General features: G+C 51.6%; 9 protein-coding genes. 7 read left to right on the top strand and 2 right to left on the bottom strand.

The window, feature by feature from the left end; genetic code table 11:
- Positions 1 to 146 precede the first annotated feature (146 nt).
- The 3 genes from thiD to C8275_RS07800 all read left to right on the top strand — a co-directional run bounded on the left by thiD (position 147) and on the right by C8275_RS07800 (position 3,744).
- A complete protein-coding gene (thiD, locus tag C8275_RS07810; protein WP_106484720.1) occupies positions 147 to 971 on the top strand; it encodes a bifunctional hydroxymethylpyrimidine kinase/phosphomethylpyrimidine kinase in 825 nt (274 codons plus the stop codon).
- A 73-nt stretch (positions 972 to 1,044) separates the two neighbouring features.
- Positions 1,045 to 1,935 carry an ACP S-malonyltransferase gene (fabD, locus tag C8275_RS07805; RefSeq protein ID WP_106484719.1) on the top strand — a complete coding sequence of 297 codons (891 nt, stop codon included), beginning with the start codon at positions 1,045 to 1,047 and terminating at the stop codon, positions 1,933 to 1,935.
- A gap of 108 nt (positions 1,936 to 2,043) precedes the next feature.
- Entirely contained in the window at positions 2,044 to 3,744 is a 1,701-nt protein-coding gene (locus tag C8275_RS07800; RefSeq protein ID WP_106484718.1) for an alpha-amylase family protein, read from the top strand.
- Between the two features lie 134 nt (positions 3,745 to 3,878).
- Here C8275_RS07800 and C8275_RS07795 read toward each other — a convergent pair whose 3' ends face one another.
- Positions 3,879 to 4,316 carry an outer membrane beta-barrel protein gene (locus C8275_RS07795; protein WP_022386060.1) on the bottom strand — a complete coding sequence of 146 codons (438 nt, stop codon included), beginning with the start codon at positions 4,314 to 4,316 and terminating at the stop codon, positions 3,879 to 3,881.
- A gap of 24 nt (positions 4,317 to 4,340) precedes the next feature.
- Entirely contained in the window at positions 4,341 to 5,822 is a 1,482-nt protein-coding gene (locus C8275_RS07790; RefSeq protein ID WP_106484717.1) for a DUF3843 family protein, read from the bottom strand.
- Between the two features lie 96 nt (positions 5,823 to 5,918).
- Here C8275_RS07790 and C8275_RS07785 point away from each other — a divergent pair, with 96 nt between their 5' ends.
- The 4 genes from C8275_RS07785 (at position 5,919) to C8275_RS07770 (ending at position 12,532) form a co-directional block, all read left to right on the top strand.
- A complete protein-coding gene (locus C8275_RS07785; RefSeq protein WP_106484716.1) occupies positions 5,919 to 7,925 on the top strand; it encodes an AAA family ATPase in 2,007 nt (668 codons plus the stop codon).
- A gap of 110 nt (positions 7,926 to 8,035) precedes the next feature.
- The gene (locus C8275_RS07780; RefSeq protein WP_106484715.1) at positions 8,036 to 8,647 is read left to right on the top strand and encodes an L-threonylcarbamoyladenylate synthase; all 612 of its coding nucleotides are present in this window, start codon (positions 8,036 to 8,038) and stop codon (positions 8,645 to 8,647) included.
- 39 nt (positions 8,648 to 8,686) lie between these two features.
- Positions 8,687 to 11,938, top strand: coding sequence for a S41 family peptidase (locus tag C8275_RS07775; RefSeq protein ID WP_106484714.1), 3,252 nt, complete (start codon positions 8,687 to 8,689; stop codon positions 11,936 to 11,938).
- A gap of 159 nt (positions 11,939 to 12,097) precedes the next feature.
- Positions 12,098 to 12,532, top strand: coding sequence for a hypothetical protein (locus C8275_RS07770; RefSeq protein WP_022386055.1), 435 nt, complete (start codon positions 12,098 to 12,100; stop codon positions 12,530 to 12,532).
- Positions 12,533 to 12,806: the final 274 nt, after the last annotated feature.

The following is a 12,806-nucleotide window of genomic DNA, read 5'->3' as shown; positions in this document are numbered from 1 at the left end:
TCATCCGTCAACCAACCATACAGGCACAGCCACAGAAGAAAGGAGATTCACAGACAAGAGCCGTGACTTATCCCCGGACGCAGCCCCTGCGACACGGAACAATCTGTGGCTGTGCTTTCATTAACCGTTAAAATACCACCTTAATTATGAAACATTACATTCCCGTACTCAGTATTGCCGGCAGCGATTGTAGTGGAGGTGCCGGTATCCAGGCTGACCTGAAGACCATCTCGGCACTGGGAAGTTATGCCGCTACAGCCATCACGGCCATCACCGTGCAGAACACATGTGGCGTACGTGCCATCCACCCGGTCCCGGCAGAGATTGTCAAAGGACAAATTGCCGCCGTCATGGAGGATATCCATCCCGAAGCAATCAAAATCGGCATGGTCAACGACACAGCCGTCATTCGTGCCATTGTAGAATCCCTGAAGTTCTATCATCCCCGCCATGTGGTGTTTGACCCGGTCATGGTCTCAACCAGCGGACACAAACTCATAGAAGATGATGCCATCCGGCTCATTACCGAGGAGTTGATGCCCCTGGCAGACGTCATCACTCCCAACCTGCAAGAAGCCGAAGTGCTCTGTGGCAAACAGCTCTCAACAGTCAGTGACATGCAACAGGCAGCCAAGGAACTGCTCAAGTTCGGCTGCAAGGCAGTCTTGCTCAAAGGAGGACATCTGGGAGGGAATCAAATGGTCGATGTACTGCTCATGGCAGGAAGGACAGCCCCCCGGCTCTATTCCGCCACGAAAGTTGAAAGCCGGAATACCCATGGCACCGGTTGCAGCCTTTCCTCCGCCATTGCCACATTACTGGCACAGGGCCGTTCATTGCCGGAAGCCGTAGACGGAGCCAAAACCTACGTCCGGGAAGGAATCAGAAAGGGAAAAGACATCGAAATAGGCAGCGGACACGGACCGTTGAATCATTTCTTTGCCCCTATTCCCATGAAAATAAAAGAATAGACCTTGCAGAAACAGGCAAAATGCCTACCTTTGCGCCGTCAAATTAAGAAAATCATTTAAACATTATATCAATATGAAAGCATTTGTATTTCCCGGACAGGGAGCACAATTCGTAGGTATGGGTAAAGATCTTTATGAAAACAACCCGCTCGCCAAGGAATTGTTTGAAAAAGCCAATGATATTCTCGGTTACCGCATCACGGACATCATGTTCGAAGGAACGGACGAAGACCTCCGTCAGACCAAGGTAACCCAGCCTGCGGTATTCCTGCATTCCGTCATCTCTGCACTCTGTATGGGAGACGCATTCAAGCCTGAAATGACAGCCGGTCACTCACTGGGTGAGTTCTCTGCGCTGGTTGCTGCCGGCGCCTTGTCTTTCGAAGACGGTCTGAAACTCGTCTATGCACGTGCAATGGCCATGCAGAAAGCTTGTGAAGCCGCTCCTTCCACCATGGCTGCCATCATTGCCCTTCCGGATGAGAAAGTAGAGGAAATCTGTACGCAAGTTACCAAAGAGACCGGCGAAGTTGTCGTTGCCGCCAACTATAACTGCCCGGGACAAGTGGTCATCTCCGGTTCCATCGAAGGCATCAACAAGGCATGCGAACTGATGAAGGCTGCCGGTGCCAAACGTGCCCTTCCGCTGAAAGTGGGCGGTGCCTTCCACTCTCCGCTGATGAATCCTGCCAAAATCGAGTTGGAAGCTGCTATCCGTGCTACTGAATTCCATCAGCCCAAATGCCCGGTTTACCAGAATGTGGACGCTCTGCCCCACACCTCTCCCGAAGAAATCAAGGCAAATCTGGTCGCACAATTGACCGCTTCCGTCCGCTGGACACAAACTGTCAAAAACATGATTGCCGACGGCGCGGATGAATTCACCGAATGCGGACCGGGCGCAGTGCTCCAGGGCTTAATAAAGAAGATTGACAAAGACGCCAACGCACACGGCATTGCCTGATACTCCTGAACTCCAGGAACGTTGCAATGAACGCAGATTACGCCAACCAATAAGGGAAAGCCGTAATCTGCGTTTATTTATAGACTGACACATAAACAACAAAATACAATGGACACTCACACATCTAAAATTGTCATTTACCAGGTCTTTACCCGCCTTTTCGGGAATTCGCAGATTCCCACCTGCCCCAACGGGACTCTCAGAGAGAACGGTTGTGGCAAGATGGCAGACTTCACCCTCAAAGCGCTCAACGAGATTAAGAAGTTGGGAATCACCCACATCTGGTATACAGGCATCATCGAACATGCCACCCAGACCAGCTATGCACGCCACCGCATCCGTCCGGACCATCCTGCCGTAGTCAAGGGGAAAGCCGGTTCACCCTACGCCATCAAGGATTATTATGATGTAGATCCTGACCTGGCAACCAGTGTGCCTGACCGCATGAAGGAGTTTACCCACCTGATTGAACGAACACACCGTGCCGGACTGAAAGCACTCATCGATTTCGTACCCAACCACGTGGCACGTCAATACTACTCGGACAGCAAGCCCAAAGGAGTAAAGGACCTCGGAGAGGACGATGATGTCCAAAAGGCATTTGATCCCCAAAACAACTTCTACTACATTCCGGACACTCCCCTGACCGCCTCCTTTGACATGAAGGGAGATGCAGAAGAACCCTATGTGGAGAATCCGGCCAAAGCTACGGGCAACGATCGTTTTGATGCTTGCCCCAACAGGAACGACTGGTATGAGACCGTCAAACTAAACTACGGGGTAGACTATTGTAACGGACACGTCTGTCACTTTGACCCCATTCCGGATACGTGGAACAAGATGCGTGACATCCTTCTCTTTTGGGCATCGAAAGGCATTGACGGATTCCGTTGCGACATGGCAGAGATGGTCCCCGTGGAGTTCTGGGGATGGGTCATTCCCCAAATCAAGACTGCTTATCCGGACCTCGTCTTTATTGCCGAAGTATACAACCCGAACGAATACCGCAACTACATCTTCAAGGGGCAGTTCGATTACCTTTATGACAAAGTGGGGCTGTATGATACCGTACGCAATGTGACGTGTGGATATGCATCCGCTTCCGACATCACAAACTGCTGGAAGAGCCTGGAAGGCATTACCGGCCACATGCTCAATTTCATGGAGAACCATGACGAACAGCGTCTCGCCTCCGACTTCTTTGCCGGCTCAGGACGCAAGGGACGCCCCGGTATGATTGTCTCCACCTGCATGAATACAAACCCGGTAATGATTTACTTCGGGCAAGAGTTCGGTGAAAGAGGAATGCAGAGCGAAGGTTTCAGCGGCCGCGACGGACGTACAACCATTTTTGACTATTGGAACGTCGACACCATAGCCCGCTGGCGCAACAAAGACAAGTTTGACGGAAAGTTGCTGGAGAAGGACGAAAAGGAACTGTACCACTTCTATACCCGCCTGCTGAATCTGTGCAAACAGGAGAAAAGCATCTATGACGGACAGTTCTTCGACCTCATGTACGTCAACTATGAGAACTGGAACTTCAACCAGCACAAGCAATATGCTTTCCTGCGTAAGAAGGACAATGAAGTGCTGCTCATCGTGGTCAACTTCGATGAAATTCCGACGCATATCGGCATCAATATCCCTGCCCATGCACTTGAGTTCCTGGGTATTCCCCCGAGAGAACACCAACAGGTCATTGACCTGCTGACAGGCAAGGCAGAACGCATCGACTTCCTCCCCGACCATGCAGTCCAGACCGATGTCGAGGGATTTAACGGCAAAATACTGAAGTTCACGTTCTGACCCGACAAAGTCCTCTTCAACACATCAGACACCTGCAAAAGAGAAGCCAGCACACAGAAGCCATCTTGCCCCAAAGGGCGACAGAAAGCTTCCTCTGTGCTGGCATCTGTTTTATCTCTTCTTCCGAACGTGAATCAGAACCGGTAAGACACACCGACACTGAAATACAAATCATCCCAGTGTTTCACGAACTGGTATTTCAATTCACCTTTCAAGGCCCATTCGGGTGAGAAGTTATAGGTCACACCTCCACCCAGATTCAAACCGAGGTATCCCTTGCTGCAATAGAAATAGCTGACACCTCCCAACGGATAAAGTTCCACCAACGGAGCCACCTCGAAATTGTAATGCAAGTCGGCATCCACATGCCAGGCGTTGGCCCCGCTGCGAAAATAGTAATTGAACGAAGGAGCCAGGTCCAGATTAGGAACCATCATATTGATAGTCGTCCCCACCCCGAAACCGAAGTCAGAACGAAAATTAGCCTTTACATCAAACGAACGGAATATCTGTGCCGAAGCAGCGCCAGCTCCCATCATGCAAATCACCAGTAGCAATAAGAATCTTTTCATAACAATCTCTATAAATGGTTATACTCAATAATCAGCCGTACGCATGAAGCGGGCTATAAAATCCATATTCTCCTGCACCAGCTGTTTCCCATGCTCGGCATCTTTAGCCGACGACAGTGCGGCATCCGGCAACAAACGGTTGTCCAGCAGGTAATGCAGCATGCGTGTCGAGAGATTTCCCGGCGTAATCAAGAGGGATAGACTTCCTCTCCGTGCCTGACCGGCATTGTAACATGGATTATGTTCTCCGTCGCAGATGAAACGTGCCTCGTTGGGTACAAGTGTCATCCCTTCTTCGGGAGAAGCAAAGAGTACCAGACACTTGCCTCTCTCCATCTCACGCGTCGGCTTGAACTGTTCCTCCAATTCCAGATGTTGCTTGGCCCAATCCATGAAAGCCGTCCAATCCTGGAAATAGACAATCGGACGTCCGGCGTTACCTTCCATTACTTTCCGGTAAGCCTCCTCATTGATTTTCCTGCGTTCCGTCATCATGGTCCTGTATTGCTCAAACAGGTCGGTCGTCGGATACCAGGACACGGCTCCGGCTATCGTCCAAGTGTCCCCATAATGTACGAGCGTCGTCAGACAAACCTTATTGATATTCATCAACTGCTCCACCAAAGGTTGGAAGGCATCACGGGGCAAGGTATAGGTTGTTCCGTCAAAACCCTCCAAGGTAAGGTTCTCCGCATCATACGTCTGCAGACGATAGTATGCCAGAGGGACGACCTCCATCTCAGCTACTCGGCGGCTCTCGTCAGGCAATCCCCACAACTCCAGCCAGGCAGACATCCATTCTGCACCTCGCAAGGCCAGTATGCCGGTATTCTTGCCAAAGACCTGCATGAAGCGCACCGTATACTCGCGCAACGACAACTGCGTGCCGGGAGTCAACAGGCTGTTGACCTCACGGACCACTACCCCTTCCGTCATCTTCACAAACGGACGGAACAGATAAGTCCCACCCAGCATCTTCATTCCCACTAACGAAAGACGGCTGAAATCACTGTATGTGTCCGGATTCTTCAATTGCGCCAACAAGTCGTCATTGATAGGTGCCCGCTCAAATTCCTTGTCCAACTGACGGTACAGCATCTCCGACAGTTCCGTCAGATAGGGATTCTCTGGGTTGACCAAGGCTTCGCGCTTATTGTCCTGCACAGACATCCACAACAGGAAACAGACATCCGGCAGGTTGATTTCATCCAGATAGTAATCCTTCTCATCCACTTCAAAGAAAGGCAGGTATTTACCATAAAGCGCCTTGTGCTTCGTCACAAACGTACGCCAGAATCCCAGCCCGCTGACCACATCCTCCAGATAGTATGCCAGGGTCATGGCTGTTTCAGCCACCCAGTCTTCCGTACTCTGCCGACCAACATCGGTATTACGGATTGTATGGTATAAGCGACGGGTAAAATTGACATAGTAGAAATCGGAAGCACTCTCCACAGGCAACGGATGTCCCAGCCTCCAATATGTAAGTGTTATATAATCTTTCATAGCGATAGGTTTTCTTTTCAAGCGGTAAAAGTATAGCAAATTCTTGAAACAGGAAACAGATTAGCTCAAAAGAAGTCCGTATCTTTGCTATCGTTTATGAAATCAGAAACCATCGACAAAGACAATCCGGAGTTTCAGGACGCCTTGAAACTCATCCAATATACCCGTCAGTCTGTGTTTCTCACGGGCAAAGCCGGAACAGGCAAGTCCACCTTCCTGCGCTACATCTGCGAACACACGAAAAAGAAACACATAGTGCTCGCACCGACCGGCATTGCAGCTATCAACGCCGGCGGCAGCACCATGCACAGCTTCTTCAAACTGCCTTTCCATCCGCTTCTTCCCGATGACCCGCGCTTTTCCACTGCGCCCAAGCTGAAAGACTTCCTGAAATATCCGTCAAGCCACCGGAAACTCATCCAGCAGGTTGAGCTGATTATCATTGACGAAATATCCATGGTGAGGGCGGATATCATAGACTTCATCGACAAGATTCTAAGAGTCTACACGCGCAACTTCCGCGAACCGTTCGGAGGCAAACAGCTGTTGCTGGTGGGTGATGTCTATCAGCTGGAGCCTGTACTCAAAAGCGACGAACGTGAGATTCTGAGCCGTTTCTACCCGACACCCTATTTCTTCTCAGCCCGCGTCTTCAATGAGATTGAACTGGTCAGCATCGAGCTGCATAAAGTCTACAGGCAGAGTGACCCGGTCTTTGTGAATGTACTGGACCGTATCCGCAACAATACGGCCGGCATCCCCGACCTGCAACTACTCAATACACGTGTCGACACGGATACTGAAACCAAGTCCGACGACATGCGCATCACACTTGCCACCCGACGTGACCAGGTGGACTATATCAATGACAAACATCTGGCGGAACTAGCCGGAGAACCTGTGACCTTCACCGGAGAAATCCATGGCGAATTTCCCGCCAACAGCCTTCCGACATCCATGGAACTGCAATTGAAGCCCGGCGCCCAAATCATCTTTATCAAGAATGACATGGACAAACGGTGGGTCAACGGCACTATTGGCGTGGTCGCAGGCATCGATGAAGACGAGGGCACCATTTACATCATTACCGATGACGGACGGGAATGCGATGTCAAAAGGGAAGTCTGGCGGAACATCCGCTATACCTATAATGAGGAAGAGAAGAAGATTGAAGAAGAAGAACTGGGCACATTCACCCAGTTCCCCATCCGACTGGCATGGGCCATCACCATCCACAAGAGCCAGGGACTGACCTTCAGCCGTGTCGCCATAGACTTTACCGGCGGAGTATTTGCCGGGGGACAGACTTACGTGGCGCTCAGCCGATGCACTTCACTCCGGGGCATCACGCTGCGTAAGCCCATTGCGCGCAGCGACATCTTTGTCCGTCCGGAGATTGTACGCTTTGCGGAACATTTCAATAACCGGCAGGCTATTGACCGCGCCCTGAAGAAGGCACAGGCCGATGTGCTCTATGTCCAGTCCGTCCAACAATTTGACAAGGGACAATTTGACGAATTCCTTGAGACCTTCTTCCGTGCCATACATTCCCGCTACGACATTGAGAAGCCCGTCATCAAAAGACTTATCAGACGCAAGCTGGGCATCATCAACCGCCTCAAGGAAGAGAACCGGCTATTGAAAGAGGAAAGACGGCAACAGCAGGAACGGCTGAAGACCTATGCCGAAGAATACTGCCGCATGGGCAATGAATGCATCACGCTGGCACACGACAGCAAAGCAGCCCTGGCCAATTATGACAAGGCACTGGACTTATGCCCGACACTGGTGGAGGCATGGATACGGAAGGGAGTCACCTTGCATGACGAAAAGAACTATCATGACGCGGCTCATTGCTTCAATGAAGCCGTAAGACTCAGCCCGCGACTCTTCAAAGCCGTGTTCAACCGTGGTAAGAACCGTCTGATACTGGGAGACATAGAAGGTGCCGCATCCGACCTGGACCGCGCCACCACACTGAAACCCGAACATATCCGGGCGCATGAACTGTATGGAGATGCTCTTTCACGCGCCGGAAAGACCGACGAAGCTGCCCTCCAATGGGCCATAGCCGAAGAATTGAGAGAAAAAAAGCGGAAATAGCCATTCGAGGGAAGATTGTCACACCGTACCCCCAATTACGACATAATGAAATGAAATAAATACGATTCAAATGTCGTATCTTTGTGACCGCTTATCAATTTGACAACATTATGTTACTGAAACTATACGACAAAAACAACAATCCTCACGACCTGCAACGCATCGTCGACTTGCTGCAAGAGGGGGGATTGCTCATCTACCCGACCGATACGACCTACGCCATCGGCTGCCATGCGCTGAAAGAACGTGCCGTGGAACGTATCTGCCGCATCAAAGGCATCGACCCGGGAAAGAACCGGCTCGCCATCATCTGCTACGACCTGAGCAACATCAGCGAGTATGCCAAAGTGGATAACAACACATTCAAACTGATGAAGCGCAACCTCCCCGGGGCTTTTACCTTTATCCTTCCCACAGGCAGCCGCCTGCCAAAGATATTCCGCAACCGCAAGGAGGTGGGCATCCGTGTACCGGACAACCCCATCATCCGTGAAATATGCCGGATGCTGGATGCTCCCATCCTGACTACAACCTTACCCCACGACGAAGAAGAGGACATTGAATACGTCACGGACCCGGAACTGATTGACGAGAAGTTCGGGCGTCAGGTGGACCTCATCATCGACGGAGGCATCGGCGGTTATGAAGGAAGTACCGTCGTCGACTGCACCGGAGACGAACCGGAAATCGTACGCCAGGGCAAAGGGGAACTTATCCTGTAAGACAAAAGCTTTAACAACCTAACACACAATAAACACATCATGAAAAGACTCATCACTAGCCTTGCCATCGGACTGGCAGCAGCCGGTGTCCATGCAGCCACTCCCCTGTGGATGCGTGACGTCCGCATCTCGCCCGACGGCAAGCAGATTGCCTTCTGCTACAAAGGAGACATTTACAAGGTAGCAGCCAACGGAGGTGAAGCCGTGCGTCTCACCACTCAAGACTCGTATGAATCTACCCCGGTCTGGTCGCCCGACGGGAAATACCTGGCATTTGCCAGTGACCGGAACGGGAACTTCGACGTGTATATCATGCCTGCCGATGGGGGTGCCGCCCGACGCCTGACCACCCATTCGGCTTCCGAACTTCCCACCGCATTTACTCCGGACGGCAAACAGGTGCTCTTCACCGCCTCCATCCAGGACCCTGCAACGAGTGCCCTCTATCCGACCGGTGCCATGACCGAACTGTACAGCGTGCCTGTGAAAGGCGGAAAGACCCGCCAAGTCCTGGGAACACCGGCAGAAATGGTGTGCTTCAACGCGAAGGGAGACCGCTTCCTCTATCAGGACCGCAAGGGATTTGAGGACGAGTGGCGTAAGCATCACACATCATCCATCACCCGGGACATCTGGATTTATGATACGACGACCCGGAAACATACCAACCTGACGGCACGTGCCGGAGAAGACCGCAACGCCGTATTCGCTCCCGACGGCGAACAGGTATACTTCCTGAGCGAACGGAACGGCGGCTCGTTCAATGTCTATTCATTCCCCCTCAGCAGCCCGCAGGATGTCAAAGCCGTAACCTCATTCAAGACACATCCCGTGCGGTTCCTGTCCATAGGCACGGACGGCACACTCTGCTATACCTATGACGGAGAAATCTATACGCAGAAACCGGGCAGCCGTCCGCAGAAAGTGGCCATTGACCTGGTTCGCGACGATGAAAACCTTCCGGCAACCCTGAACTACAGCCGCGGTGCGACTTCGGCAACTCCGTCCCCGGATGGAAAGCAGGTGGCATTCATCGTACGCGGCGAGGTGTTCGTCACGTCCGCTGAATACGGGACAACCAAACAGATTACCCATACGGTAGAAGCTGAACGGGGACTGTCGTTTGCTCCTGACAACCGCACATTGGCATACGCCAGCGAACGCGGAGGCAATTGGGGGCTTTACCTTGCCAAAATAGGGCGTAAGGAAGACGCCAACTTCCCCAACGCTACCTTAATCGAAGAAGAGGCATTGCTCCCCTCCAAGACGGTCGAACGCACCTATCCGCAATTCTCTCCGGACGGCAAGGAACTCGCCTTCATCGAAGGGCGTAACCGGCTGATGGTCGTCAATCTCAAGACAAAGAAGGTACGTCAGGTAACGGATGGCTCGACCTGGTATGACACGGGTGGAGGATTCAACTACGCATGGTCACCCGACGGCAAGTGGTTTACCCTGGAGTTCATCGGCAACCATCATGACCCCTATACCGACATAGGCATCGTGAAGGCGGACGGTACGGGCAGCATCATCAACCTGACCCAAAGCGGATACTTCAGCAGCTCTCCCCGTTGGGTACTGGACGGCAACGCCATCCTCTTCGAGAGCGAACGGTACGGTATGCGCAACCATGCCTCTTGGGGCTCACTCAACGATGCCATGCTGGTGTTCCTCAACAAGGACGCTTACGATAAGTTCCGTCTGAACAAGGAAGACTATGAACTGCTCAAGGAGCTGGAAGCCGAACAAAAGAAAGAGGAAGCCAAAGCGAAAGCTGATGAAAAGAAAAAGGATAAGGATGCCAAGAAGGAAGACAAGAAGGAGACTAAGAAAGACATTGAAGTGGAACTCGACGGCATCGAAGACCGCATCGTACGTCTGACACCCAACTCCTCCAACCTGGCTTCAGCCATCCTGTCAAAAGACGGGGAGAAGCTCTACTACCTTTCCGCTTTCGAAGGACAGTATGACCTATGGAAGATGGAGCTGCGCACACGCAACACCCGCCTGCTCCACAAGATGAACACGGGATGGGCAGACATGGAGATGGACGAGAAAGGCAACATCTTCATCCTGAGCGGAAGCTCCATCCAGAAAATGGCTGCTGCCGGTGAAGCACTCAAACCGGTCAATTACCGCGCTTCTGTCAAAATGGACCTGGCTGCCGAGCGTGCCTACATGTTCGACCACGTCTGCAAGCAGGAAGCCAAACGGTTCTATGAGACCAACATGCACGGTGTCGACTGGGAGAAGATGTCGGCCGCCTATCGCAAGTTCCTCCCCCACATCAACAACAACTACGATTATGCCGAGCTGCTGAGTGAGTTGCTTGGCGAACTGAATGTCTCACACACGGGAGGTCGTTACAGCGCCCGTCTCGGTGGTGAAGCGACAGCAAATCTGGGATTGCTCTACGACTGGGACTATACGGGCAAAGGCATCCGCGTGGCAGAAGTAGTCGAGAGAGGACCCTTTGACCGTGCCAGCTCCAAAGTCCAGGCCGGCGACATCCTGGAAAAAATCAACGGAACGGAAATCGACGGTGACACGGACCTCTCCGCGTTGCTCAACGGACTGACCGGCAAGAAGACCCTCCTCTCCTTCCACAACCCGAACAACGGAGAGCGCTGGGATGAGGTCATCAAGCCCATCAGCAACGGACAATTCAACGGACTGCTCTACGACCGGTGGGTAAAACAGCGTGCCGAGGATGTGAAGAAATGGTCCAACGGACGCTTGGGATACGTACACATCGAATCCATGGACGACAATAGCTTCCGTACCATCTATTCGGACATCCTGGGCAAGTACAACAACTGCGACGGCATCGTCATCGATACCCGCTTCAACGGAGGAGGTCGTCTGCATGAAGACATCGAGGTGCTGTTCAGTGGCAAGAAATACCTGACTCAGGTCATCCGCGGACGCGAAGCCTGCGACATGCCAAGCCGCCGCTGGAACAAGCCCTCCATCATGCTGCAATGTGAAGCCAACTACTCCAACGCCCACGGCACACCATGGGTCTACAAACACCAGAAGCTCGGCAAACTGGTGGGTGCACCTGTACCGGGAACCATGACCAGCGTATCCTGGGAAACCTTGCAGGACCCGTCGCTCGTCTTCGGAATACCCATTATCGGATACCGCCTGCCCGATGGCAGCTATCTGGAAAACAAAGAGCTGGAGCCTGACATCCCCGTACTGAACCGTCCGGAGGACATTGTCAAAGGAGAAGACACCCAGCTCCGTACAGCCGTAGAAGAACTGCTCAAGGAAATAGACGCACGCTAAACCGTGCAACTTCCCCTCTCTCGTCAATATGTTAAACAGCCTTAATATATTGGCGAGATGATGGTGAAGTATCTAAAAACAGATAATTTTGTTTGCCTTAACAACAGAAAGGTTGTTAATCTTATAATTTAGAAACTATAAAACAAAAACAGAACAAACATGAAAACAAGAGATTTAGTCATTGAAACGCTGAAGAAAGTGGGTTGCCAACCCGAAGTGGATGATAAGGACAACATCTGCTTTAAGTATCAAGGCGAATCATTATATGTATCTGCTGACAACAACTTCAAATTCATCACCATCTGGGATCCCTGGTGGATTGCCATGGACCTGACCGACGCGGATGCTGAAACAGTAAAAGAAGCTGTCAACCTCGTGAACACGGACCTTCCCTTGGCTCATGTCATCTACTCCATCGATGAAGAGAACGGCAAGTTGGGCGTACACACCCGCTGCGATACCGTATTCACCGACGAACTTCCCCAGTTGGAAGACCTCGTAAAATCACTCATGGAGCATTTCTTCATGGCACACGAACGCCTGAAACAAGCTTTTGCCTTCCTGAAGAAACGCAAAGAGCAACCGCTGAACTGATAGACTGAAATCATACTTCATAAAGAAGCCGCAGACCTCCTCACGCTGAAGTCTGCGGCTTCTTTTTATTTCCGACCGTCCAATACAAGCGTTTGACACAGGAAACACAAGCCTTCCATCCATCAAACATAGTAGTTTGACCGACCAAAGTATTATACTTAGACCCCCTAAGTATTATACTTAGGCTACCAAAGTATTATACTTTGCCTCATCAAACGTATATGTTTACCACATCAAACGCCTGTGTTTGTCCTGTCAAACTCAGGTGTTGGAG

The organism is Bacteroides sp. Marseille-P3684 (assembly GCF_900291465.1).
GTDB lineage: Bacteria > Bacteroidota > Bacteroidia > Bacteroidales > Bacteroidaceae > Phocaeicola_A.
This window is presented reverse-complemented; position numbering and strand designations above follow the sequence as displayed.